Raw genomic sequence first — 23,268 nt, forward strand, 5'->3', positions numbered from 1 at the left:
TTTATATTCGAAAAGGAGCCATGCTCAGAGGGGAAGAAGGGTATGACGACGACCATAACGCCCGAGGAGCTGTTGCTCATCTGCTCCACCTTGGACTTGCCAGAGTGCGAAATGTTGTACGAGACCTTAAGGGACCCGGTGGCGTTAAGCTTGCTCGGGGAGGAGGGCCTGAGGGAGCTTTTTGAAAAGGTAAGCGAAAAGCTCAGCCGCCAAAGAGCCTCCTAGCCCTCTTGACGTCCTTGGCACCTATGGTGAGCATCTGGGAGATGTCCACCACCACCTCCCCGGCCGCTATTACTGCCTCGACCTTCGGGTTGGTGGCTATTATCACTTCTTCGGGCTCTCCCTTGCCCGCGGTCCAGCCCGGCGGCTCGGAGACGTCCCACACTACCATGTCCGCGTAGTAGCCGGGCTTGAGTTTGCCCACCTTCTCCAAGCCTAAGACCTCGGCCGCGTTGACGGTAACCGCCTTGAACGCCTCCAGCGCCCCGGTGCCGGTGTAGTACAAGGTCCTTATCACGTTCATCAAGTTGGTAGTCTTGGAGCCCAGGAAGCCGTACGTCCTAACCCCTCCCCTCTCCAAGAGGACAACGCCCCTCTCCTTCGCTATCCCTTCGGCCTCCTTCAGCACTATGCCCTCCTTCGGGGAGACCAGCGGGAGCCCCAGCTCCCTCGCCAGCTTAACCGCTTCCTCGTCGCCGTTGAGCGCCGCCACCCCGGCGTAGATCCTCTCCTCGTAGCCCTTCCACTTGTTCAACAACAGCCTCAGCTGGTCCTTCCAGCCGGGGGCAGAGGAGTCCACGAAGATGACCGCCCTTATCCCGGCTTGTACCACCGCCCTGACCACGGGCTCTACCTTACTCTCTATTGTACCGACCGTAGTGAACCCGCTCAACAAGAGGTCTTGCAGCGCCATCAAGGCCGCGTAGTAGAGCTCCTCGTCCGTCTCCGCCTCCTTACCTCCAAAGCGGGAGGGGTGCTTCGTGAGGGAGGTGAGCGGACATATCAAGCCCGGGGTGAGGATCCTCCCCTTCCCGTTGATGTTGTAGGTGGCGAAGGCGTACTCGTCGGGGGGCTCCCCCTTGCCCACCGCCACTATCTTGCCCTTGTTCGCGTAAACGTAGCCCACGTAGCTCTTTCCGGGCTCCTCGACCACTACGCCGTCCCTAAAGAGGACGCTGTAGCCCTCTTGCACGCTCCCCTCTCACGAGGGGCGCGGGGGCGGTTAAGGCTTTGGGGCGGCCGACAAGTCCTCCTCGGCCCTCCTGACGAGCTCCTCCAAGAGCTCTTCCAAGCCCTCGCCGGTTTTCAAGGAAAGCTTGAAGGTCCTCAGCCCCCTGCGGGAAGCCTCCTCTTCCGCCAGCTCGACCTTCCTCTCGTTCGCCACGTCGATCTTGTTCAGCGCCACTACAACTTTCTCCTTACCGACCACGTTTATCACGTTGTCCAGCACCTCCGTCTGCTCCTCCACCCCGTACCCCTCCTCGCTTACGTCGTACAAGAATAGCAAAACGTTGGGTAAGTGCCTTATAGCTATTACGGCCTTCCTCTCTATCTCATTCAAGGAGTCCCAAGGTCTATCCAATATTCCCGGGGTGTCCACCACTTGGAACCTCCTCCCTCCTCTCTCGAAGTGACCCAAGTGGACCTGCTTGGTCGTGAAGGGGTAGGAAGCGACTTCCACCTCGGCGGTAGAAACGGCCTTCACGAAGCTCGACTTCCCGGAGGAGGGCATCCCCGCCACCACAATCCTCGGCTCCTCGAAGTCCACCGAGGGCAAGGAGGCCACCGCGTACTTGAACTCCCTTATGGTGCTAAGGGCCCCCCTCGACCTCCTTACCATGCTTAAGGCCCTCCCCACGGCCTCCCTCCTGAACCTCGCCGCCTCCTCCAAGCTCACCGCCGCCCTCACCAGCGCCCGGTAGTCCTCCCACATCTCCTTGAGCTTCTCCCTAAGCCTCTTCAGACCCGAGGCCGCCGCCCAGTACTTCTGGTAGGGCACCGTCAAGGAGGCCAGCTCCAAGTAGAAGGGGTGCATGCTTTCCGGCTTGGGGAGCTTGTCTAAGAAGGAGAGCTTGTCTATTATTATTTGGTAAGTCAAGTTCACTCTGTTTATTTCGAGCTCTATTATGTGCTTGGGCCTCTTGCTCTTCGGCTTGAGCTCGGGATACCTCTTGAGTACCTTCTTCACTATCTCGTCCGCCGTCGGCACGTGGAGGTGTCTGAAGTAGTTGGGAGGGTCCTTAAGCACTTCTACCCCCTCCGCCCTCGCCGAGGGAGGTTAAGATATGTGGGAGAAGCTCTTCGTCCCGCCCCTGGCGGCCTCGTTGCTCTCCTACCTCTTGCAGTCCAAGGTGGAGGGGAGGGGGAGGAAGCTCTTGACCTTCTGGGCCTCTTGGGCGGCCGTGGGCTCGGCGGTACACGCGCTCTTAGGCCTGCCCTTGGCCTTGGAGCCGGCCTACCCGCTCTTGGCGCTCTCCACCGGGGCCTTCATGTACAAGGGGGTGAGAGCAGTTGAAGATAAGGGACCTCGTTGAGGAGGTAAAGACCAATTTGGACGCGTTCGAGGAGATGCTTAAGGAGCTCCAGCAGAGGAGGGAAGAGTTAAAGAAAGAGGTAAGGGAGCTGATGAAGAGGGCTAAGAGGCTAAGGCTCTTGGAGAGGCACTGCTTTAAGGTGGGGAGGAGCTGCTCGGTGGAGGCTTGCTACACCGGCGTGAGGATAAGCAGGGGGGTGCTCAGCGTTGATGAGGACTTGGTCCTTTACCTAATAGACGGTTGCAAGGTAGACATAGTGGAGCCGGAGGCGGAGGACTTGTACGAGGCGCTCTTGAGATTGAAGGAGGTCTCTTCGGAGGCAGTTAAGCAGTTATCGGAGCTCTTGGACTCCCTCTAGGGCGCGGTATTGGTCGGGGAGCTCTGGGCGGAGGCGAAGGAAAGGGCCTACAAGAGGATGAAGAAGGATTTGGAAATCGGTTACTTGGACAAGGACATAGTTGACATATTGGAGGACTTCTTCTCCTTGCCCTACGCGTTCACGAAGTCGAGCTGTTCCGGGAGGGTGACCGCGGTGGACGCGGACTTCCCGTGGTCCAGGGACGGGACCATAGTGTTCAAGGTTCACAGGCCCATCTCCTCTGAAGAGCTCATAAAGATATTGGACAAGCCCACCAGCAAGAGGCTCTGGCTCAACGTGCAGGGGCCCATATTTCACGTAGTCGCTAAGGACTTGGAATCCGCGTTCAAAGTATTGGAGATGGCTAGGAAGGCGGGCTTCAAGCACAGCGGCATCTTGACGGCCAACGAAGAGGGCTGGCTGGTGGAGCTCACCACAGGGGTGAGGGCCAACTTGTTGTTGAAAGTGGGGGACGAGGTGTTGGTTAAGCCTTCGGACTCCTTGTTAAAAGCGGTGAACGAGGTGTTGCTACAAGGGAAGAGGAGGCTTGAGGCCCTCAGACAAGCGCTCCGCGAGGCTAAGGGAGGCCTTGAGCTTGCTGGCCCAAGCGAGGGAGCACTTCGACTCGAGGGGGTCGCTGGACAGCGAGGGGAGGACCTTGGTGGCCAAGGCGATAAAACTTCTGAAGTCTGAAGGTTTCAAGGTCAGTTGGAAGAAGGTGAGAAGGTGGGACGAGGAGAGCTTGGAGAGGCTCTACGCCGCGGCGGAGGGCTTGCTAGAGGAGCACTCGACCCGATAGCGCTCGCCTCGCTGCTGTTGGTAGCGTTGATACTGTTCTTCGGGTCCAGGGCGTTAGTAGAGGGGGAACGCCCGAGGGCCTTCGGCCCCAACGCCACTTACGTTAGGGCTTGCGTTAACTCCACCGTCGGGGTGAGGTTCGAGCTCCCCTCGCCGGCCTCCGTGAGCGCCATGGGCGACGGGGACGGGCTGGCGCTGAGCTACCCCAGCTACGCGGAGGAGAGCTTCGTGCTCAAGATAAGGGCGCTGGAGCGGGGCAACTACACGGTCACGGTTACGTTAACGGACCTAAGGACCTTAAGTACAAAAAGGTTCGAGCTTAGGGTTGAGGCCGTCAAGTGCCCCTCTTCTTGAGCAAGTTCAAGGCCAGCAGTGCTATCACGAAAGCGAGCGTTACGGACTGAGTAAATATGGATACCAACAACAAGTTCTTTATTTCTTTTAACACTTTGGAGGAAGAGGCCACTCCGACCTCGGGTGCCCCGGTCCCGGCCCCTCCGCCGTTAGCGGGCCCGGTCCAGCCCACGGGGTAGGTCTTGATCACCTTGGCCCCGTAGTAGTCCCCGAAGGGGGTCGCGTCCCCGTTCGCCGCTAGGGCGGCTACCTTGAACTCTACGGGCTGGGGCTTAGAGGGGGCCTTCCAAGCGAAGCGCCACTCCCTCTTCATGTGGCCTCGTTCGCTGTGGGTTATGTACACCCCGTCCACGGGGTTGTGGGCAATTATGGTGTTTACCTTATCAGTCTGTACGAGCTCGCCCGCACTCGGGTGAACGGCGAAGCCCCCACACCCCGCCATCACCTCCGGGTTGCACGGGTTCACGTCCAGTATCTTCACAGTTATGTTGTAAATCTTCCCGGGCTCGTAGTACTTGGGGATCCCCTCCACTACCAAGTCCTTCGGAGGGATCGCCTTCGCGTCCACGTGGCACTGGGTGCAGCTCAAGGTGGGCGCGCCGTTGCTCATCGCGAAGGTCACCACAATTAAGGTCAGCGCGGCCAAGAGAGCCCTCAAGCGTCCCTCCCGGCGAGTACGGCGTAACTCACACTAATTAGGTGAGTTACCGCCGGGCTCACTCGATCCAGTCCTTCGTCTGGATCTTCTGAGGCAAGTAAACTTCGGCGAGGAACTTCAAGCCCTTAACCGCTAGGGCCTCTATCTCTAGCTTCTTCTTCTCTTTTAAGAACAGCTTGAGCTCGTGCATCCACTTCGGAGAGTTCTTGAACCACTCGTACTTCATCATCTCGTAGGCCCTCTTGATGTCTCTGTCCTTAGCAACTATTATAACGTTCTTCCTCTCCTTCGGGCTCAGCCAGTTCTTCTCGAACACGTCGCTCATGCTGACCCCGAGGAACTTCGCGTTCGGGGTGGCGAGCCTCTCGCTCTCGAAGCTCAGGTTTATGCTGCCTGACCTTATCACGCTGAAGATGTACCACCCGTAGGGGTCGGCGTCCGTGAGGACGTAAACCGGGAGGCCCAACTCTTCGTTTAACCTCCTTATGAACCTCCTGGTCGCCCTGTCCGGCTGGCCGGAGGTGCTGATGAGTATGCAGTTGTTCCTCTGCCAGAACTTTATCCTGTGGAGCTGCTGAAAGACCGCGTCCTTCTCTATTACTAGTACATACTCTGCGTTCACGTCTATGAAGTCTATCAAGTCCGGGGTGGGCTCTATCGCGTAGGCGCCGTGACCCATCTTGCTCAAGTCTATCACGTCGTCGCCGGACCTTATTCTCATGTCGCCTACTACCTTGCCCTTCTCCTTACTCAATATTAACATCTCCTCCCTCAACATTCCGGTGTATACCTCTACGTCCACTATCAGCGCGTCGCTCTCCTTCTGCTCGTCCCAAGTGTTCTCTTCCCTCTTTCTCCCCCTTAGGTCCCTGTAGATTATGGTGTGCTTGCCTCTGTAGTACAAGTCACGTATGGTCGGGTACTCGTCGTTCAACAAGGCCTCATATATCAAGGAAGCCATGAGGAGGGTGTTAGTGAACTTCTTGGCCTCCCCCTTGTCCAAGAACTTCCTCAGTATTGTCCTCTCGCCCGGCATCAGCATCTTCTTGTCGCTGTCGTAAACCACGTTCGCCTTGGTTCTGGACAGTATCTCCAGCGCGGGCTCCTCCCCCTTCCTTATTTTATCTATAAGCACCTTGAACTTCTCGAAGAAGGTGTTTATCGCTCTCTTGCGCGCCATTAAGTCTACTTGGGAAGCCACGGTCCACCCCACGTCAAATATTTAAAGAGGTTAATTAAGAGAGGCTGAAGGCCACGTCCTTCTCTATATAGAGCTTCTGCCCTCGAGGCGGTTGGAAGGGCTGGCGCGCTCCGCGCGGTCCAGCTCTATTTGAAGCACCGCGAGCTCGTGCTCCAAGGTGTACTCCTCCGGCAGCCCGCACCTCCTCGGGATCAAGAAGGCCTCCCCCCTAACCGGGGAGCCCGGGCACCAAGGCTCCCCCGGCTCTGGGCAATCGCCCAAGGACACGCCGGCTACCCTCTTTCCCTTCTTGACGGCCTTGAAGAGCCCCACCAAGCTCTCGGAGTCCGGGTAGACCCTCCGCGCCGCGGAGCCGTCTATTACGATTACGCTCCCTTCGACGTTCACGTACACTATAGTATCCTTCCTTATGGCGTTCGAGAGGAAGAGCGCCGAGTTCACCGCCAAGGCGGCCCTCCAAGGGCTTAGGGGCTCGCAGAGTAGGACCTTTCGCACCTCTCCAGCTCCTCCCTAACCTCTTTAAGGACGTTTGATATAAACATACTCATTAGGAGTACGCTCTGCATGACCGGCTTGCTCACGTCCACGTCGTACTTCTGCGCGTAGGAGACCGCTTGTGGGAGCCTCCCGAAGGCCACGTTCAATATTTCGTTCTCCTTATCGTTCAAAGTTTCGAGCTTAAATTCGGTGAGCTTCTGCAACGCGTCCTTCAATCCCTTCGTGTTGCACTCCCTCAAGAACTCCTCTATTATCTCTTCCTTAGGCCTCCCTCCCCTCCCCTTACAAGCCTCCTCCACCAAGGACTTGAGGTGGGGCGGGTAGTCGGCCCTCTTGAACATCTCGGCCATCTCCGGGCAGGTTATAGCCACGTTCGCCTCCAAGGTTATTGCAGCAACACCCATCAGCGGGTAGACCTCGGAGTTCTCGCAGAACTCCTTCACGAACCGGTCTCCGTACTTAGTTCTCAAAGCCTCGAAGAGCAAGAACGCGAAGAGCGAGGAACAAGAGTGGGCCTCCTCGAAGTCCAACCGACCACCTGGCGGAGACGGGGCGAAACGGCTCATATTTACTTGGCGCCCACCGCCTTGGCCAGCCTCGGGACGGCGCGTATTAGGCAGTCCGGAGACGCGTGGCCCTCCTCCTCGTAGCAAGCCTCGCCGGCCCTCCCGTTCAAGTACGCCGCCGCCTTGGCGGCCCACCAAGGTTCGTCCCTCCCCAAGTAGGCAGCCGTCACCCCCGCGAGCACGTCCCCGGTGCCGCCCACGGTCATCCACTCGTTCCCGGTCTCGTTCAAGACCCCCTTGTCCCCGCAGTGCACTACGTCTACCTTACCCTTGAGGATAACACAAGCCCCGTAAGTTTTCGCTATTTCCTCCGCCGCCCTAACCCTGGACTCCAAGTCGTCGCCCACCTCCCTCCCCAAAAGGGCCCTCGCCTCACCCAAGTGGGGGGTCAACACGGCCCTCCCGGAGAAGTAAGCTCCCACCTTCGGCAAGAGCTTAAGCGCGTCCGCGTCTAAGACTACCTTCGCTTTGCTCTCTTCTGCGTACTCAAGCGCCGCTCTCAAGGTTTCTAAGTCCCTCCCCAGGCCGGGGCCCACCAAGAGCACGTCGACCTTGTCGGAGGCCAACTTCTCTTTCAAGTCCCTCCTGTCCCTCCATATGAGTTCGGGGAAGTCCATGCGTACCGGGGAGTAAACGAAGACTAGGTCGGCTCCCGACCTAAAGGCGGCCAGCCCGGCCAAGTAGGGGGCCCCTTGGTAGAGCTCTGAGCCCCCGACCACCCCGACCCTTCCGTTCTGACCTTTCCTCCCCCTCCTCCTAGCCAAGAGCGCGTCGCCGGGGCCGGCGTGGGTGTCGGCCTTCCTCGGTATTCCTATTTCCACCACTACCACTTTGTCCATCATGTCCTTCAGGACGGGCTTGGGCTTGTGCACGGTCACCACCAAGTCCGCCTCGAAACAGAGCTCGCAGCCGCCGTCCGGGTCCGCGCCGGAGGGGACGTCCACGGACACTTTGAAGGATTCCGTCCCGTTGGCCCACTCTATGAGCTCCCTCACCCTCCCCCTCGGGGCCCCCCTCGCGCCCGTGCCCAACAAGGCGTCTATTATCACGTCCGCCTCCTCGGGCTCCTCTATTACCTCCACTCCCGTGTCTTCTGCCCTCTTCAGCTGTTTGAGGGTTATTTCCTTGAGTTCGCACCTCTTGTGCGCGAGGAGGACTTTCACCTTACGGCCCATGAGGGCCAAGTGTCTAGCGGCGACCAAGCCGTCCCCGCCCTTGCCGCCCTTGCCGGCCAAGACGAGGAACGAGTTGCCCTCCGGGTAAGCGAGCCGGGCGACCCACGAGCCGGCGTTCTCCATCATCAACTCCTCGCCGAACCCGAGGGCAGCGGAGTTGAGCTCCACCGCCCTCATTTCCCTTGTGTCGTAAAACTCGCCGCGAGAGATCAAAGCCTCACCAAGGGCGGTACGTAGCCTGCGGTTCGAAAAACTTCTTGGGTGAAGTCGCCCGAGGCCAAGGTTACCAAGTCGTTCAAGAATGTCCGCACGACCACGCAAGTTACGGTTCCCACCAGCTCGTACTTATCCACGTCGAACTCCTTGTGAAGCTCATTTAAGTACTTCCTAAAGGTAGACGTCACGAGACCCCTCTTCTCCATTTCTGATAGCGTATTCTGGCCTATCGCCCTCGCCGGCCGGTTGGCGCACTCCAGTACCTCTACCGTCGCCTTGTCTAAGACAGCTATGAGAGCCCCCACGTCCCATAACTTGCCCTTGCTAACCACGCTGGAGAGCACGGACAGCCCGACGGTAGCGACGAACTCCTTTAAGTCGAGGCGCGTTGGGACGAACACTGTGGTGTTTAGGACCACCTTGTCGCGAGGGAGCTTCGGCCCACCCTTGCCGCCGTTCACGAAGACCGCGAACGGCGGGTTCTCGGCAATAGAGTAAGGTATGACCGTTACCCTCACTTTCTCCACCGCCGGGTGGGAGATCAACGCTATAGGCGGGCGCTGCGCTAGGTCGTTATAGCTCAAGGACTGCGCGATCTTCAACGCGAGGTAGCCGAGCATGCGCGCGGTGGAGTGGCACAGCTCGCCCACCTCCAAGTCGGCCAGCACGTCGGATGGGACCTCCGGAGGCGGCTCTACTATGCCCTCGAGCCCGCTCCAGCAAGCCTTGTGATGCTTAAACGTGACGGAGGCCACTTTGTTTACCTTGCTGACGAAGTTCTTTTTGCCCTTCAAGTTGCGGTAGATGGACTTCAAGTTGATTGCGTCCTTATCGTTTTTTACTACGACGTTGTAGCTCTTCTGCATCCTGGCGATACTGTCCAGCAAGGTGTGGGCCTCGGGGTCCTCAGACTGGAACGACGGACACATCACTGGGTCGTAGGAGTCGCCGAGGGGCAAGTTCCGGAGGGATATCTCCCTCAAGGGGGCGAAGTATTTAAAGTGAAAAGGCGTTATTTCCCTTCTCTTGAAGCTCATGGTCTCGCCTCGCTGCTCAGTGCTATCTATCGAGAGCGAGTTCGCGGGCCGACGCTATTATGGGTAACACGTTCGCCCCACCCCCTCCCCTCCGGTTTGCCGTTAGGTAAGTAAACCTGTCTGCTAGTAAGGGTTATGTATACGTAATGCCCCCGTTTTCCTCTGCAAAATTTGTTGGATATTCGCCCTCCGCTCGCGACTCCGGATTCCTTTACCAACCGCCCGATGGGCCAGATACGAGTAGAACTTTCGCATTTATTTAAAAACCGGAGGAGTGGGGAGGAAGCCGAACTCTCCTACTTAAAGTTTGGTTTCCTCTTCTCCAAGAAGGCCGCTATGCCCTCCTTGGCGTTCTCTGTGGCCAACGCCCTCGCGAACGCTTCGGCCTCCATCTCCAGCCCGTCTATCAAGGGAACCTCCTGGGCCACCCTCACGGCCTTCTTGGCCAGCGCCAGCGCCTCCTTGGGCTTGGAGGACAACTTCTTAACTAGCAGCCTCACCTCCGAGTCGGCTATCCTCTTCGGCACCGCCCAGTTGACCAAGCCCCACTTCTCGGCCTCTACGGCGTCTATGGGGTCTCCTAAGAGGACTAGCTGCATGGCCCTCCCCAAGCCCACCAGCCTGGGGAGCCTCTGGGTGCCCCCTCCCCCCGGCATTATGCCTACGTTTATCTCAGGCTGACCCAAGAGGGAGTCTTCGGTGGCCAGCCTCAAGTCGGCCATCATGGCCACTTCCAAGCCTCCGCCAAGCGCGTAGCCGGTGATGTAAGCGATCACCGGCTTCGGACAGCCCTCGAGGGCGAGCGCGAGCTTCTTGAACGGTCTCGCCACAGTCTCCGGGGCCTTGGTCGGGTCGACATCCTTCATGACCGTCAAGTCGAAGCCGGCGCTGAAGACGTCTCCTCCGTAGAGCACTATCGCCCTCACCCCCTCGTCCTCACAAGCCTTCTGGGCGACCTCGGCCATCTTCAGCAACATCTCCGGCGTGAGGGCGTTCCTCTGCTTCGGCCTGTTCAGTATTATCCAAAGGGCCTCGCCCTCCCTCCTAACCTTTATCTCGCCCAAGTCCTCCTCGCTCACCTCGTACTCGTAGAAGCCCTTCCCGCACTTGACCCCGCACTTGCCTTCCTTCACCATGTTCTCGAGTAGCTGCACCGGGCGGTAGTCCTCCAAGCCGTACTTTTCCTTCTTCTCGTTTATTGAGTCCAACACGTTGTCCAAGCCCAAGCTGTCGCCTAACTTAAGTATACCCATAGGCAAGTTCAGCCCCAAGACTGTGGCGGTGTCCACCTCCTCCGGCCCGGCCACCCCGTTCTCCACAAGCCAAGCTCCCTCGTTCACGGCCGTGTCCACTATGGAGATGTAGTCCACACCCTCGGCGGCTGAGGCCTTGACGACGGGCTTCTTGAACTTACCCGGGGCAGGGTACTTGTAGAAGCCCTCCCCGCTCTTCACTCCGAGCTTGCCCTCTTCCAAGAGCTTCTTGAAGAGCGGGCAGATGGTGAGGTTCATCCCCCTCTCCTTCATGGCCTCCATCAAGTGTACCAACACGTCCAAGCCCACGTAGTCGGCTAGCTCGAAGGCGCCCATGGGGAAGTTGAGCTTGTAGCGCAGCGCCGCGTCCACCTGCTCCTTAGTGTAAACGCCCCTCTCCACCAGCCAGCATCCCTCGTTCAAGAACCGGGCCATTATCCTGTTCACTATGAAGCCAGGTACGTCCTTGTTTACTACTATTGGTACCTTCCCCATTTTCTTAGCTAATTCAACGGTAATTTTCACGGTCTCGTCGCTGGTCTCTTTGCCCCTCACCACCTCGACGAGCTTTAGTATGACCGGCGGGTTGAAGAAGTGCATCCCCACAACTTTGTCGGGCCTCTTGGTCGCCTTTGCGATCTCCGTTATCGGTATGGAGGAGGTGTTAGATGCTAGGATGGCGTGGGGAGGGGCGTACTTGTCGAGGACGCTGAACACGGCCCTCTTGAGCTCCAGCTTCTCCGGGACGGCCTCTATGACGAAGTCCACGTCCTTAGCGGCCTCTGCGTAGCTGCTCTCGTCGTCCGGGTTGGCCACCATAGTTTCTATCCTTTTTAGCACCTCCTCCGGCGGTTCCTTCAACTTCCCCTTGGCGTACAACTTCTCTAAGCTCTCCTTTATCCTTTCCATAGCTCTGTCCAAGAACTCTTGTTTAATGTCTATCATCCTGACGTTCAAGCCGCTCATCGCGGCCACTTGGGCTATTCCGTGGCCCATGACACCGGCTCCGACGACCAAGACCTTCCTCACTTCTTGCAAGGCTTGATCCGCGGTCCAGAGGCGTAAAAGAGAATAAAGCGCTAACGCTCCTCCCAAGCCTCCCACAAGCTCTCGGGAGGGAGCTCCCTCACCCTCTCTTCCCCCTCCCAGCGGGCGCCGCAAGAGGGCAAGACCTTACGGGCCTTCTTGTTCCTCTGCGAGAAGACGCACGCCAAGAATTCTGAGAACTCCTTCGGGACGGACCTCTTTTTAATTAATATTACGTGGCGGCTTAGGACCTCCGGCTTGGGGTAAAAGGACTCCGGGCCCCACACCGGGCCCAAGCGGGCCTCGCAGCACAAGGAGGCCAACACGGTTAGCCTCCCGTACTCCTTCGTCCCGGGCTCGGCGACCAGCCTCTCCGCGACCTCCTTCTGAAGGAGGAACACCCCCTTGTTCCACCGACCTTCTGTGAAGAGCTTCGCGAGGAGGGGCCCGCTTATGCTATAAGGGAGGGAGCCCACTACGACCGGAGCGTCGAGCTCCAGCTCTAACGCGTCGCCGCATACGACCTCCACGTTCTCCAAGTTTAAGGATTTCAAATAGTTACACAACCTGAGATCCTTCTCTATTGCAATTACCTTCTTAGAAACTTTGGAGAGCGGGGCCGTGAGGGCCCCGAGGCCGGCCCCTATTTCTATTACAACTTCCCCCGAGGGGACCTCGCTCAAGAAGAACTCTATTATTTTGGGGTTTACCGTGAAGTTCTGCCCCATCTTCTTGCTGGGCCTTATACCGAGCTCGGCGAGCTTGGCCTTTGTCCACTTCAGCAAGCTAACCCCTCGCCGCCCTTCGCAGCCTCCCCAAGTAGTTCAAGTAGGTATAGCCCGGCTTCGGGGGCTCTACGAACAAGTAGTACTTCTCCTCTCCTTTTATCTCCTTTATTATCCTCTCGACCAACACGTCCACCGGGTGCTTCAAGTGCGTCCTCTTCGCCAAGTCCTCGAAGCTCTCGAACGGTTTGTTCTTCCTAGCCTCCAGTATCTCCTCTAACATCTTTCTACCTACGCCGGGCAAGAGCTCCAACGCGTGGAGCTTGACCGTTATGGGGCCGGACAAGTTGAAGAAGTCTACGAACAACTTCTCATTTTCGAGTATTATGCCCTTTATTACCTCTGGCAAGCTGCTCTGGGCGACGGAGGTGAGCTCCTCGTAGCTAATGTAATAGAACCGGTTGAGGAGCCTCTCGTCGAGCGGGGTGAAGGAGACCTTCTCCCCTATGTTGAACGCGCTCCCGAACTTCGCGTTGAACTCGAGCAGCTTGAACTTGTGCTCTTCTATCGCTTGTATGAACGGCTTGTTGCGGTGCTCCGGGTGCGCGTCCAGCGGGCGCCCCGAGGGGAGGAAGTCGAGCACCCTCCCCTCCCTCGGCCTTTCCCTCCTCCTACCTCTTGTTCCGCGCAATTCCCTTTACCCTGTAGCTCCCTTACGCCCCGGAGTATATATGGGGAGAGCGTTTAAACCGTCCCTTCGGAAGGGCCCGGGGATTTAGGTAGTGGCTAGGAAGAGGAGGAAGGGAGGCGAGGGCCTAGTCACCGCTATAGGGCTGGTCAGGTTTTACGAGGAGGTTGAGGAGAAGATAAAGGTCCCGCCCGAGGCCGTAATAGGGGCGGCCTTCGCCCTCTCAATAATGACCATCGCCTTGGACTTGTTGCTCAAGGCGGCCCGATGAGGTCCACGCCCTTCGCCGACGCGGGTGAGGACTCTTCCTCCCGAAACTGAGGGTCCAGCCCCAACCCCTTTTTGTCTCCCGTTCCCCCCTACGGCACAGAGCGAAGGGAGATGCTGAGGGTATACGCGGACGAGAGGGAGAGGAGGAGCGGGGTCCCGGAGATACTGGCGAAGAAGTACGGCGTGATAGTCACTTTCAAGAACATGCCGGTGGCGGATTATGCGGTCTCCGACAGGGTGGGGATAGAGAGGAAGAGCGTGAGCGACTTCCTCAAGAGCTTGGCGGACGGGAGGCTCTTCAACCAAGCGAGGAGGCTCAAGGAGGTTTACCAGAAACCCTTCATAATTGTGGAGGGGAAGTGGGACTGGGTGGAGAAGGCAGAGAGGACCTCCAAGGCTGCCTCCCCCGCTCTGGCCTCCTTGGTCTACGACTTCGGTATAGGGATAATTTACACCCTTACGAAGGAGGACACTGCGAGGGTGATCAAGTTCTTGGCCGAGAGGGAGCAAGGGGAGAACAAGAGGAGGGTCCCAGTAAAGCTCCAAGGGAAGCCCCCGATAGGGGACGTGAGGCAGTGGCAGCTGTTCTTGGTCCAGTGCCTCCCCGGGGTGGGTCCCAAGCTTGCGGAAAAGCTCTTGGAGAGGTTCGGGAGCGTGAGGGCGGTCTTCAACGCCTCAGTGGCGGAGCTGAGCAAGGTGGAAGGCTTGGGGACCAACAAGGCCCAAGAGATAGTTAAGGTGCTGACCGCCCCCTGGAAGATAAGGAAGGACAAGGAAGGCCTAGAAAAGTTCATTAAGAAAGAGGACTCTTAGGAGCGCTTGTAGAGCCTAACGAACCTCTTCACGAACTTGTCCCACTGCTCCCCCTGTTTGAGCTCCCTCTCCACCAAGTCCTTGAACTCCGCGGCCCTCTCGCCGAACCTTATCACCGTGGCCTTTGCGAGGACTTGCAAGTCCATGCCAATTATTTTGGAGAGCTTGAGCGCCTCCTCGAAGTCCTCCTCACTCTCCATAGCCTTAGCTATGACCTCTGCCATCACTTCGTCCAGCTGGGAGCGTGGGACGGTCTGGGTGGCGTATATCAAGAACGCCAAGGGTAACTCCTTCAACCCTTTCCACCCAACCTCTTGACGTTCTCTATGACCGCTTCCGTGAACTCCGTGGTGGTCAGGGGCTTTATGCCTAAGTGCCTAGCTATGTCTTGGGTCACCTTGCCGGAGGCTATGGTTTCTTCTATAGCTTTCCTCACCAGCTCCGCGGCCTCGGACCAGCCTATGTGGTCCAACATCATGGCGGCGCTCAAGGTAGCCGCGGTGGGGTTGGCTACGTTCTTGCCCGCGTACTTGGGGGCGGAGCCGTGGATGGGCTCGAACATGCCCACGTAGTCCCCCACGTTGGCCCCGGGGGCCACGCCCAGCCCGCCGACCAAGGCGGCAGCGGCGTCGCTCAAGTAGTCGCCGTTGAGGTTGGGAGTAACTATTATGTCGTAGTCCCAAGGCCTCGTTATTATTTGGTTGAACATGTTGTCTGCTATCCTGTCATTAACCAAGATCTTCCCTTCGGGGACCTCGGCGCCTTGGAGCTCTTCCTCGAAGACCACTTTGTCTCCGAACTCCTCCTTGGCCAGCTCGAAGGCCCATATCTTGAAGTAACCTTCGGTGTACTTCATTATGTTACCTTTGTGCATCACAGTTACCCTCTTCCTCCCGTACTTTATCGCCCACTCCAGAGCCTTCCTCATTATTCTCCTCGTAGCGAAGCGAGAGATGGGCTTCAACCCTATCCCGGTGTCCGGCCTGAGCTCTATGTTGAACTCCCTCTTGAGGAACTCCCTCACCTTCTCGGCCTCCGGGCTGTCGTACTTCCACTCTATCCCGGCGTAAACGTCCTCGGTGTTCTCTCTAAATATCACTATGTCCACCTTGTCCGCGTACTTGTGAGGTGCGGGTATCCCCTTGATGTACTTCACCGGCCTGATGTTCGCGTACAGGTCTAGGAGCTGCCTCAAGGCGACGTTGACGCTCCTCCACCCGGAGCCTATGGGGGTGGTCATGGGGCCTTTGAGGGCCACCTTCGCCGCCTTAATTGCGTTCAAGGTGTCTTGGGGGAGCATGGTACCGTAAACGGGCTCCGCCTCTATCCCGGCGTAGACCTTCCACCAGACCACCCTCCTCTTGCTACCGTAAGCCACCTCCACCGCGGCGTCCACTATCCTCCTAGCCGCCCCTATCACTTCCGGCCCTATGCCGTCCCCCTCTATGTAGGGCACTATCGGGTTGTCCGGGACCACGAGCTTTCCGTCCTTGACCTCTATGAACTTCCCCTCCTCGGGCGGCCTGATCTTCTCGAACTTGTACTCCTCCACGCGTGTTCCCTCGAGCCCGTCGGAGGTCCTCGGCCCTTAAGGCCTCTTGCGGAGGGCCGCCGCGACGAGGAGCGCGAGGAGCGCCAAGGCCGGCACGGAGGACCTCGGGCGCTCCGCGAAGAACTTTACCTTTATGAGCAGTGTGGTGACGTTGGCGTAGACCTCCAAAGAGGTGGGGAAGGTGGCGGTGACTGTCAAGGTCTTGTCGGCGGAAGCGGCGAGCTCGGTGGGCTCGGTTAAGGCCAAATACGCCTTGGGGCTCGTGACCTTCTCGTTCCCGTAGAGGGCTATTAGGGTCGCCGGAGGGGGAGAGGCGGAGCACGTTACGGTTCCTTTGGGAACGACTACCGCCGTCCCGACCAAGGCGCCGGACGTTCGGACGACTTCCTCACCGAAGGCCTTAGAGCTCGCGGTTGTCAAAACTAACGAGTCGACGCTCTCGCTCTCGGTCCCTCCCAAGAGGTAGTAGAAGGGCGAGGGCAAGCTTACCGTCGTGGTCGAGGTAACGGTGGTAACCCCAACTTGGACCTCCGCCGAGACCGCCTTCGCGACCGCCGCCGCGGGGGAGGTGAAGACGAGGGTCGCGTTCCCCTTACAGAAGGCTACGAAAGTCCTCTCTAAAGGCTCCGTATAGACGTAGATGTACTCCCTCACGCCCAGCTTTTCGAACAGGGTTACGGTCTTGTAGCCCGTAAGGGTGGCGGTGAACTGGGAGACGCTCAAGGCCGTCTCCGGGAGGGGGACGTAGGTCGTAACTTCCCACGAGCCGGCGGCGAGGGCCGCTAGGGCGAGAAGGAGGAGAGCGCCTCCAAGGCCTCCTTCCAAGCCTCTTCCCTCGTGTCCTTCGTAACGAATATTTTATGGCATCTGGAGAGCGCCCTCAAGAACTCCTCGTCCCTCAGCCTCGCGTGGTAGACCGCCACGAAGGGCTTGTTCCCGCTAACTACCCTCAGCATGGCCTCCCTTAGCTTTGGGAGCTTAAGCTCCATGGGACCGATCTCGTCTATCAGATATACGTCGCAGTCCTTGGAGAGCGCCCTCACCCCGACCTCCTCCGCTCCGGGGCAGAGCTTGTACCTCCCTACCCTCGGCCCCTCGCAGTCCACCCTCGCCAGCCACGCCCTCGAGCCGTCCTCCACGTCGACTATCAAGAAGCCCACCCTTCTGCCCCCCTCGCGGACGTCCGGGCAAGAGGTGCCGCAGACCTTGAGGCCGGCCTTCTTGAGCTCCTCCACTACCTTCCTAGCCAAGGTGCTCTTCCCCGCGCCCGGAGGGCCGGTTATGGCCAAGCACCACACTTCCCGCTGACCCAAAAGGGGACTCTCAGACCCCCTTTTCGCCGATGAGGACCTGGGCCCTTGGGCGAAGCTGTGAGCGAGTTTTTGCGCCCCGAGGCGCGCAAAACAAATAACCCACAGCGGCGACCACGCCCCCCGGAAGGGGCCGCCGTAGCTCAGCCGGCAGAGCGCCGCCCTGGTAAGGCGGAGGTCCCGGGTTCAAGTCCCGGCGGCGGCTCCACGCTCTACCCAAAACGGTCCGACGAAACGCCCGCTCCGCATCCCTCCTCCATTTATGGAAGGACCGTTCCCAACGATAGGCCTATGCTCTCGCCACCCCTCCTCGTGTTGTGTGCACCGTACTCTGTAGAGGACGATCGATATTAGATCATTAGGTTATACCGTCCCTTTATTCTTGATGTTGTCGGGGATTCGAACTAGACCGTCGTCGCGTAGGAGCATTACGACGTTCACAAGTTCCTATAAATCATATACACGATATCCAAGACGATATATTAAATGGATATCGGTAACGATGTTATTTCGTCTTGGGATGTGTACAGTAAATGGGCTTGTACCAGAGGGCCGATGTGAACCGCTAAACGACTAATTTTGAGGACAGTACGCTTACGCTGAAGTAACTACTTATATGCATGTCCTCTAAAATCGATAAGATGTATTATAATAGTCCTGGAGCCCCAATCAATTGTGTATACAATACGGATATCTCCCAAGCGAGTCTTGAAAGCGTCTTCAAACCCCTTTAGCTTCTTTACGTCGTAATCTCTAAAAGGGATGGGATTCATCTTCAATTTGTCCAGAACCTCCAATACTTTAAGCTTGTAATGTTTGGGGAGTCCCTCCAAGGCTCTACTAGCCTTACGTTTTACCCTTACTTACTTGGAAGAAGAGGTTACCGCTCAAAATAAGTTCCCTGTTATTTTCATCTCATCAGCTTTCGTTTGATTTCGTCAAGGTCGATTATCTCGTCGTCAGCATCGATTGCCTCGATTTCGTCGGGGAGGGGTTCTACTTCTTCGATATTCCTTTCGATGATGAAGCGCAACATGCACTCTACCCTAGTCGGCCTCTCCTTTATCTCTCGAATCTCTGATAAGAGTTCAGAGTCTACCAACCCTTATCCTGGGCGTAGTTTTGGTATAGTACGTCCCTAAAATCGGCTTGGAATCGGTGGATGAACAATTGCTTTGGTGTCGCGGGGATTTTGGAGTGGCGCCGTGTGGGAGCACAACAATATGTAAACGTTCACATCAATGATATGAATATAATCCAAAATGGTAAACAGAATGGATATCAACGATGATGCTAATCTACCCAGATATTCACGCTTGGTCCTTGGATACTCTAATAAAGGCGTTTCGTTTCAGCAATACTTGGGTGCGAGCCCTTGTCTGAAGCCGAAGATAGAATAGTCGTCAATCCTAAAGTTATGGGAGGCAAACCAATAATAAAGGGAACTAGAATTCCTGTGTACTTCATCTTGGAGTTATTATCTAATGGCTGGAGCATAGATGACATCTTGAGAGAGTATCCTCACCTCTCGCGAGAAGATGTGCTGGCAGCTATCAAGTACGCTGCCAAGGTTTTGAGGGAGAAAGTTATTGTCAAAGCCTAGACTTCTAGCAGACGAAAATATTCCTCGAACAGCTATCGTTACACTTAGAGAAAAAGGATATGACGTGGTCTCGGTCTGGGAGCTTAGTCCGGGCATAAGCGACGAAGAAGTTGTAGAGCTGGCTATAAAGGAGAGGAGAATTATAGTAACGTTTGACAAAGACTTTGGAAGAATAGCACGTTTAAATCCTAATTTGAATCCCAATACCACAGGAGTGATCCTACTAAGAATACCACCATTAAATCCCATATACGTAGCCGAAAGAATACTCTCAGTATTGGAAAGAATAGAAAATCCGTACGGTAAGTTAATCATAGTCAAAAAGGGGGCAATAAAAACAATCACATTACACCAATAGTTATCTTGGACTATTCACACAGCACCTCATCTACTGTATTTACACAAATTAGTAAAGATAAGAATATGTAATAATTTTGTGATGGGGGACCGAGGGATTTGAGCCCCAGACCTCCGCCGCGTGAGCCCCCCCCTCCCCCTCCCCCGAGCTAGACGGGTGGGGGGCCGGACGTTAATGGGATCGAGCACACTCCGGCCTTCTCGTCGGACTGCAAGTATGTAGCAGTGGTCGACAACTATTGGAACAGCGGGCCGGTCGGAAACAACACGCTTAATGTGTTTGACATCGATAGAAGGCTAGTCTACCCAAGAAGATGCACAGAATTTGGAACGTGACGTGATGGGGAATAGATTAGCTATTGGGCACGCGGACGACAGGATCAAGACATACCACGTAGCTCTTTGCCTTCGTTAGCTCGCCTCCTAAGTACAGCCCTACTCTCTTTAATTTAGACAAGGTGTCAGCGAGCAACTAGATGTACCTTTGATTCGTAGTCGCCTGGTAGGTATATTGTGTATGTGACGAGCGCGTTCCGGCTTGTTCGGTCCACGTCCTTTCTCCTTATCGTTAACACCCAAGATAGGAGTATTCCGGAAGACCAACCTGCGCTCCCGCTACCTCTCTCCGTGTTCATGTACATCGTATTTTCGCTGGGCCGGAGCCTTAACCTCCTCTCGTAACCCAAAACCTTCGCTGTTGCGCGTTGCAGCCTACTTTCTCTTTTGTCCGCCGACCGTTGCTAATCTGTAAAATATCGAATGCTTTTCAGCTTCCCTCTGGGACTCTTGACGCGTTTTCGGATTTTGTTCTGACCGTAGTGGGTCCAAAGTCCGGTACCTCAAAGCCCCGTTCCCTACGAAGCCTCTCCTCTGTCCGGTGTGGTCCTCGAGGTCCCTTACTTACTGCGTCTACCCAAGAACTTGCTCTCCTTAATTTAATATTTCACAAACATACTTTCTGTATAACTCATTACCAAACTTTTTCACTTACTCATTTCCTTTTCAACCTTCACCCACATGGGAACATCTTATATTCGAAAGCGCACCATTACTATTCACTCTCTCAAACCCCCTTATATCTTTTCATGGGAACGCTGAAGATCATGGAGGGAAGGGCAGAGGAAATTTTTCTTGAATAAAGGGAAAAGCTTGGGGAATTGTAAACTCGTGGTAGAACGCAATTCTTTTAAGGGAAAGACCTTGGGGCTTTATATGGAAGGGCTCGGTGGAGTCTCAAGAGAGGATAGAAAGTGTTAAACCTAGTTCTAGCTCTCGACACAATTATGTTTTGTGGAGTCTCAAGAGAGGATAGAAAGGATATCGCCGATTTACGGGAGGGAAGGAGAATTCCTAGTGGAGTCTCAAGAGAGGATAGAAAGGTGAGGTGAAGGTACTGCCTGTTGGCGGAGGCCATCAGCATGTCCTGTGGAGTCTCAAGAGAGGATAGAAAGTTGACGTTATATACTGTACAGAGGTGTTTAGCATGAGCTTCACGTGGAGTCTCAAGAGAGAATGGAAAGTGATCAACGAGAATGTACAAAAGAGCATATAACTGTTCTAAAGTGGAGTTTCAGGAAAGAATGGAAAGTTACTTAACTATCTTTGTCTCGTTCATTTCAATGTTGCTTACCTTCTATAGAGCCTTAAGGGAGGATAGAGAGGAAACTACGAACGCACGTGAGGCCCTCGTACGAAATTCATCACTACGTCCCCGAAGCCCGCGGCCCTCCCGCTCCCCACGCCGAAGAGCGCTGCGTGCGCTATTACCTTCTTCACGTCCTCGTCCGCCTCCCTCACCCAGAACAGCGCCGAGCCGCTGAGGGCGGGCAACCACTTACGGTCGTAGTAGTACCAGACCTTCCCGGCGCTGTGTAAGGCAGAGTGGTCCTCCACCAGCGAGCGCTCGAGCTTCCACAAAACTTCTAGATATTTATCCTTAAACAAGGAGTAGGCGTTGACTGAGAAGAGGTGGGAGGGGGAAGGCAAGAAGCGGGTCCTAAGCTCCTCTCCGGGCCCCCTCCAAGGGTCCCTTAACACTGCCGGCCCCCTGAACTTCACCCACAAGCCGCTCCCCTCCCCCAAGTCCAAGTCCACCTCTTCCACCGCCACGGTCTCTATTTCTATTACCTTCCTGCCGAACTCGAGCTTACAGTAGTCGAAGGAGAAAAGTTTGTTCACCAACTCCTCCGGCCCCGAGAGCTCGAAGCTCGCGTTCGGGGGCAAGGGGACCACCCCCTTCCCGGAGGGCCTCCCGGCCGTGCAGAAAGAGCACTTGACCGTCCTCTTCGGGTATATCGCCCTCCCTTCTTCGTCCAGCAAGGGCGTTATGTGGAATTCCTTATATCCCCCTTCAACTGAGAAGATCTTGGCGAAGTCGTCGTCTACGCACGAGAGGAAGCTCTTCACTAACTTCGCCGTGTAATCCTCAAAGGGGACCGGGGTCAGCGCGACCTCGACCCTCACCCTTTTGAATCCGGGCAATAGGTCGCGAACGCGCAATTCTCACACCTCGCGGGGAAGTACTTCTTACACGCGGCCCTCTTTGAGGCCAAGCGCGCGGCTTGATAGTCCCCCTTATACTTAAGCAGCTCCTCAACTACCCCCGCCAAGTCACACTCCACCTTAACGAACGCTATATCTTCCGGCCTGAACAAGGCTACGGCTACCGGCAGGCCGAAGAGCTCGTGCACCCCTTGGGCGTAGAAGGCCAGCCTGGCGGCGGAACTGCACAAGGAAGCCCTCAAGTCCCCGCTCCTCTGTACTTCAACAATCAACGAGGTTAAGGGCTCCTTGAGCAAGGCCACGTAGTCCGGCCTCCGCGCGCGCCGCTAGCTCCTCTAACCTCCTCTCCTCTATCCCAGACTCCTTGGCGACGTTCCGGAGGTACTCCCCGCTCACGCCCAGCTTTTCGTAATCGTGTACCGCTCCGGCCCAGAAGCACTCCTCCCAACTCCCCTCCGGCAAGTAACCTTTCTCTTCTAAGAGTGCGCAGAGCTTAGCGGCCGTAGCGGCGACGGAAGCGAAGTGGTGAAACGCGGTGACGAAGACGTCGCCGCGCTTCACCAGCTTGAGCGCTTCGTCCCCTAAGAGGTCTCTGACCCTCGCTACCATCTCCTCCAGCGGCATCCTTCTCCGAGATAAACTTCGAAACTTCTCAGTAAATATGTTCAAATCGGACTGCTGGGGTCAACCCCCTCGTGGACTGGGAGGTGTAGAGTCAACTTGATTCTCGTCGTGAGGGGTCACGCGTTCGTCGGTAGGAAAGGTTACATGATAACGGTCAGGTATAAAAAAGACGGAAAGGAAGTAACCGAGGCGTTCCCAGCATTAGACATAGAAATGGCTGTGTTCGTCGGAAAGGGGATTACGGTGAGCACGGCTGCCCTGCAACTCTTGGAGGAGCAGAACGTGCCCACCTTGTTCCACGGGGTCGACTGGTCCTTTGTAACGATCAACCCAGTCAAGGTGGGCTGGTCGCGGGCGAGGAAGAACCAATATTCCATGGGGGAGACCGAGCTGGGAGTGAAGGTGGCCAAAGAGTTTATATTTGGAAAGTTGGAGGGGATGAGCAACGTTGCTAAGAACTTGAGCTACAAGGGGAAGAAACCCACGCCCAACTCGGACTACTGGAGGAGCGAGGGGAGGGGAGAGCTGGCCTCTTGCAAGAACTTGGACTGCGTCAAGAAGTTGGAGGCGGAGTGGAGCTCCAAGCTCTGGAAGGATATAGTTCAGTTCGTCCCCGGGATGAGGTCCAGAGTTCCTAGGGGAAACGACCCGCCCAATAGAACCCTAGACTACTTGTATGCCCTATTGTACTCTGTCTGCAACCACGCTCTGGTCGGGGCCGGTCTAGACCCTTACGCCGGTTTAATACACAGGGAAAGGGCAGGGAAGTTGAGCTTTGTTTACGATTTTAGTGAAATGTTCAAGCCTATGGCAATTTATGTCATGGCAACCGCGATAAGGACGTATAAAATAGAGCTTGAGGGAGACTTCTTAAACAAGGAAAGCTTACAAAAGGTTACTCAACTGTTCTACTCTATTTTCGAGAGTAAGAAGTACTCCGTCAGAAAGTGGGTCTACGCGAAGGCGTGGCAGCTCAGAGATGCAATCGAATCTGGGAAAGAGTTCAAGGCTTTCGTCTTCCGACCCTAAGGTTCGTTTAAGAAACTTTTAGGGCTCTCATCGACCCCGGCGTAGTTACTTTTTAACACTATGTTTTTCTATTCGATTTCATATATCTGGTCCGAATTCGAATCTTCGAGGGTCCCCT

At 56.2% G+C, this 23,268-nt stretch carries 30 protein-coding genes, 1 tRNA gene, 1 pseudogene and 1 CRISPR repeat array; of the genes and pseudogenes, 12 read left to right on the plus strand and 20 right to left on the minus strand.

The window, feature by feature from the left end; all coding sequences use genetic code 11:
- Positions 1-42 precede the first annotated feature (42 nt).
- A complete protein-coding gene (locus tag IGNI_RS05380) occupies positions 43-225 on the plus strand; it encodes a hypothetical protein (protein ID WP_012123187.1) in 183 nt (60 codons plus the stop codon).
- On the opposite strand, the gene IGNI_RS05385 is transcribed toward IGNI_RS05380, so the two are convergent.
- Together IGNI_RS05385 and IGNI_RS07805 are read right to left on the minus strand one after the other, a co-directional pair.
- Positions 203-1,195, minus strand: coding sequence for an amidohydrolase family protein (locus tag IGNI_RS05385; protein ID WP_012123188.1), 993 nt, complete (start codon positions 1,193-1,195; stop codon positions 203-205). The genes IGNI_RS05380 and IGNI_RS05385 overlap by 23 nt on opposite strands.
- A 30-nt stretch (positions 1,196-1,225) precedes the next feature.
- Positions 1,226-2,251, minus strand: a complete 1,026-nt coding sequence (locus tag IGNI_RS07805; RefSeq protein ID WP_012123189.1) for an NOG1 family protein — start codon at positions 2,249-2,251, stop codon at positions 1,226-1,228.
- Between the two features lie 37 nt (positions 2,252-2,288).
- On the opposite strand from IGNI_RS07805, the gene IGNI_RS05395 reads away from it, so the two are divergent.
- From IGNI_RS05395 to IGNI_RS05410, 5 genes are read left to right on the plus strand one after another with little or no spacing between them, the layout of a single operon-like run.
- Entirely contained in the window at positions 2,289-2,537 is a 249-nt protein-coding gene (locus IGNI_RS05395; RefSeq protein WP_012123190.1) for a hypothetical protein, read from the plus strand.
- Positions 2,515-2,895 (plus strand): hypothetical protein, encoded by a 381-nt coding sequence (locus IGNI_RS05400; protein WP_052570219.1) that lies wholly within the window; start codon positions 2,515-2,517, stop codon positions 2,893-2,895. The genes IGNI_RS05395 and IGNI_RS05400 overlap by 23 nt, the downstream gene beginning before the upstream one ends.
- Before the next feature lie 9 nt (positions 2,896-2,904).
- The gene (locus IGNI_RS05405; protein ID WP_012123192.1) at positions 2,905-3,588 is read left to right on the plus strand and encodes a tRNA(Phe) 7-((3-amino-3-carboxypropyl)-4-demethylwyosine(37)-N(4))-methyltransferase; all 684 of its coding nucleotides are present in this window, start codon (positions 2,905-2,907) and stop codon (positions 3,586-3,588) included.
- On the plus strand, positions 3,557-3,694 hold the full coding sequence (locus IGNI_RS07810; protein WP_187145951.1) for a hypothetical protein: 138 nt from the start codon (positions 3,557-3,559) through the stop codon (positions 3,692-3,694). Before IGNI_RS05405 ends, IGNI_RS07810 begins: the two co-directional genes overlap by 32 nt.
- Positions 3,695-3,711: 17 nt before the next feature.
- Positions 3,712-4,047, plus strand: coding sequence for a hypothetical protein (locus IGNI_RS05410; RefSeq protein WP_052570222.1), 336 nt, complete (start codon positions 3,712-3,714; stop codon positions 4,045-4,047).
- Here IGNI_RS05410 and IGNI_RS05415 read toward each other — a convergent pair.
- The 9 genes from IGNI_RS05415 to IGNI_RS05455 form a co-directional block, all read right to left on the minus strand.
- The gene (locus IGNI_RS05415; protein WP_012123194.1) at positions 4,028-4,705 is read right to left on the minus strand and encodes a choice-of-anchor V domain-containing protein; all 678 of its coding nucleotides are present in this window, start codon (positions 4,703-4,705) and stop codon (positions 4,028-4,030) included. The genes IGNI_RS05410 and IGNI_RS05415 overlap by 20 nt on opposite strands.
- A gap of 58 nt (positions 4,706-4,763) precedes the next feature.
- A complete protein-coding gene (locus tag IGNI_RS05420) occupies positions 4,764-5,906 on the minus strand; it encodes a DNA topoisomerase IV subunit A (protein ID WP_012123195.1) in 1,143 nt (380 codons plus the stop codon).
- Between the two features lie 63 nt (positions 5,907-5,969).
- On the minus strand, positions 5,970-6,401 hold the full coding sequence (locus IGNI_RS05425) for a hypothetical protein (RefSeq protein ID WP_052570223.1): 432 nt from the start codon (positions 6,399-6,401) through the stop codon (positions 5,970-5,972).
- A complete protein-coding gene (locus IGNI_RS05430; RefSeq protein WP_052570226.1) occupies positions 6,371-6,934 on the minus strand; it encodes a hypothetical protein in 564 nt (187 codons plus the stop codon). Before IGNI_RS05430 ends, IGNI_RS05425 begins: the two co-directional genes overlap by 31 nt.
- 38 nt (positions 6,935-6,972) lie before the next feature.
- The gene (locus IGNI_RS05435) at positions 6,973-8,322 is read right to left on the minus strand and encodes an NAD(P)H-hydrate dehydratase (protein ID WP_148202261.1); all 1,350 of its coding nucleotides are present in this window, start codon (positions 8,320-8,322) and stop codon (positions 6,973-6,975) included.
- A gap of 32 nt (positions 8,323-8,354) precedes the next feature.
- Positions 8,355-9,398, minus strand: a complete 1,044-nt coding sequence (locus IGNI_RS05440; protein ID WP_012123199.1) for a hypothetical protein — start codon at positions 9,396-9,398, stop codon at positions 8,355-8,357.
- A gap of 296 nt (positions 9,399-9,694) precedes the next feature.
- Positions 9,695-11,680 (minus strand): 3-hydroxyacyl-CoA dehydrogenase/enoyl-CoA hydratase family protein, encoded by a 1,986-nt coding sequence (locus IGNI_RS05445; RefSeq protein ID WP_238374128.1) that lies wholly within the window; start codon positions 11,678-11,680, stop codon positions 9,695-9,697.
- Positions 11,681-11,730: 50 nt separating this feature from the next.
- Positions 11,731-12,462, minus strand: coding sequence for a 16S rRNA (adenine(1518)-N(6)/adenine(1519)-N(6))-dimethyltransferase RsmA (gene rsmA, locus IGNI_RS05450; RefSeq protein WP_012123201.1), 732 nt, complete (start codon positions 12,460-12,462; stop codon positions 11,731-11,733).
- A 1-nt stretch (position 12,463) separates the two neighbouring features.
- Positions 12,464-13,093 (minus strand): DUF655 domain-containing protein, encoded by a 630-nt coding sequence (locus IGNI_RS05455; RefSeq protein WP_012123202.1) that lies wholly within the window; start codon positions 13,091-13,093, stop codon positions 12,464-12,466.
- A 91-nt stretch (positions 13,094-13,184) separates the two neighbouring features.
- Between IGNI_RS05455 and IGNI_RS07570 the strand changes: the two genes are divergently transcribed.
- Together IGNI_RS07570 and IGNI_RS05460 are read left to right on the plus strand one after the other, a co-directional pair.
- Entirely contained in the window at positions 13,185-13,361 is a 177-nt protein-coding gene (locus tag IGNI_RS07570; protein WP_012123203.1) for a preprotein translocase subunit Sec61beta, read from the plus strand.
- 110 nt (positions 13,362-13,471) lie between these two features.
- The gene (locus IGNI_RS05460; protein ID WP_052570228.1) at positions 13,472-14,173 is read left to right on the plus strand and encodes an ERCC4 domain-containing protein; all 702 of its coding nucleotides are present in this window, start codon (positions 13,472-13,474) and stop codon (positions 14,171-14,173) included.
- On the opposite strand, the gene IGNI_RS05465 is transcribed toward IGNI_RS05460, so the two are convergent.
- Genes IGNI_RS05465 through IGNI_RS05480 form a run of 4 tightly spaced genes read right to left on the minus strand, consistent with a single transcriptional unit; the run spans position 14,170 to position 17,023 of the window.
- Complete coding sequence (locus tag IGNI_RS05465) at positions 14,170-14,469, minus strand: hypothetical protein (protein ID WP_012123205.1); 300 nt, start codon at positions 14,467-14,469, stop codon at positions 14,170-14,172. The two genes, IGNI_RS05460 and IGNI_RS05465, sit on opposite strands and share 4 nt — an antisense overlap.
- The gene (locus IGNI_RS05470) at positions 14,466-15,725 is read right to left on the minus strand and encodes an NADP-dependent isocitrate dehydrogenase (RefSeq protein ID WP_012123206.1); all 1,260 of its coding nucleotides are present in this window, start codon (positions 15,723-15,725) and stop codon (positions 14,466-14,468) included. The genes IGNI_RS05465 and IGNI_RS05470 overlap by 4 nt, the downstream gene beginning before the upstream one ends.
- A gap of 36 nt (positions 15,726-15,761) precedes the next feature.
- Positions 15,762-16,550, minus strand: a complete 789-nt coding sequence (locus IGNI_RS05475; protein WP_052570231.1) for a hypothetical protein — start codon at positions 16,548-16,550, stop codon at positions 15,762-15,764.
- Positions 16,508-17,023, minus strand: a complete 516-nt coding sequence (locus IGNI_RS05480; RefSeq protein WP_012123208.1) for a nucleoside-triphosphatase — start codon at positions 17,021-17,023, stop codon at positions 16,508-16,510. Before IGNI_RS05480 ends, IGNI_RS05475 begins: the two co-directional genes overlap by 43 nt.
- 144 nt (positions 17,024-17,167) lie before the next feature.
- Here IGNI_RS05480 and IGNI_RS05485 point away from each other — a divergent pair.
- Positions 17,168-17,243: transfer RNA gene (locus IGNI_RS05485), tRNA-Thr, on the plus strand.
- 400 nt (positions 17,244-17,643) lie between these two features.
- On the opposite strand, the pseudogene IGNI_RS07995 reads toward IGNI_RS05485, so the two are convergent.
- Together IGNI_RS07995 and IGNI_RS05495 are read right to left on the minus strand one after the other, a co-directional pair.
- A pseudogene (locus IGNI_RS07995) lies at positions 17,644-17,886 on the minus strand (type II toxin-antitoxin system RelE family toxin); the annotation flags it as partial.
- A 59-nt stretch (positions 17,887-17,945) separates the two neighbouring features.
- Complete coding sequence (locus IGNI_RS05495; protein WP_052570236.1) at positions 17,946-18,137, minus strand: hypothetical protein; 192 nt, start codon at positions 18,135-18,137, stop codon at positions 17,946-17,948.
- 273 nt (positions 18,138-18,410) lie between these two features.
- Between IGNI_RS05495 and IGNI_RS05500 the strand changes: the two genes are divergently transcribed.
- Together IGNI_RS05500 and IGNI_RS07575 are read left to right on the plus strand one after the other, a co-directional pair.
- Positions 18,411-18,638: a DUF433 domain-containing protein gene (locus tag IGNI_RS05500; RefSeq protein WP_012123209.1), complete on the plus strand. Its 228-nt coding sequence runs from the start codon at positions 18,411-18,413 to the stop codon at positions 18,636-18,638.
- A complete protein-coding gene (locus tag IGNI_RS07575) occupies positions 18,625-18,996 on the plus strand; it encodes a DUF5615 family PIN-like protein (protein ID WP_012123210.1) in 372 nt (123 codons plus the stop codon). The genes IGNI_RS05500 and IGNI_RS07575 overlap by 14 nt, the downstream gene beginning before the upstream one ends.
- A gap of 1,224 nt (positions 18,997-20,220) precedes the next feature.
- A CRISPR array of direct repeats spans positions 20,221-20,583; the repeat unit is 26 nt; unit sequence GTGGAGTCTCAAGAGAGGATAGAAAG.
- A gap of 77 nt (positions 20,584-20,660) precedes the next feature.
- Here IGNI_RS07575 and IGNI_RS05505 read toward each other — a convergent pair.
- Genes IGNI_RS05505 through IGNI_RS05515 form a run of 3 tightly spaced genes read right to left on the minus strand, consistent with a single transcriptional unit; the run spans position 20,661 to position 22,121 of the window.
- Positions 20,661-21,458: a CRISPR system precrRNA processing endoribonuclease RAMP protein Cas6 gene (locus IGNI_RS05505; protein WP_012123211.1), complete on the minus strand. Its 798-nt coding sequence runs from the start codon at positions 21,456-21,458 to the stop codon at positions 20,661-20,663.
- Complete coding sequence (locus tag IGNI_RS05510; RefSeq protein ID WP_187145952.1) at positions 21,455-21,793, minus strand: hypothetical protein; 339 nt, start codon at positions 21,791-21,793, stop codon at positions 21,455-21,457. Before IGNI_RS05510 ends, IGNI_RS05505 begins: the two co-directional genes overlap by 4 nt.
- Positions 21,759-22,121, minus strand: a complete 363-nt coding sequence (locus IGNI_RS05515) for a hypothetical protein (protein WP_012123213.1) — start codon at positions 22,119-22,121, stop codon at positions 21,759-21,761. Before IGNI_RS05515 ends, IGNI_RS05510 begins: the two co-directional genes overlap by 35 nt.
- 96 nt (positions 22,122-22,217) lie before the next feature.
- Here IGNI_RS05515 and cas1 point away from each other — a divergent pair, with 96 nt between their 5' ends.
- Positions 22,218-23,150, plus strand: coding sequence for a CRISPR-associated endonuclease Cas1 (cas1, locus tag IGNI_RS05520; protein ID WP_012123214.1), 933 nt, complete (start codon positions 22,218-22,220; stop codon positions 23,148-23,150).
- Positions 23,151-23,268 lie beyond the last annotated feature (118 nt).

It is taken from the genome of Ignicoccus hospitalis KIN4/I (assembly GCF_000017945.1).
Classification (GTDB): Archaea; Thermoproteota; Thermoprotei_A; order Sulfolobales; family Ignicoccaceae; genus Ignicoccus; species Ignicoccus hospitalis.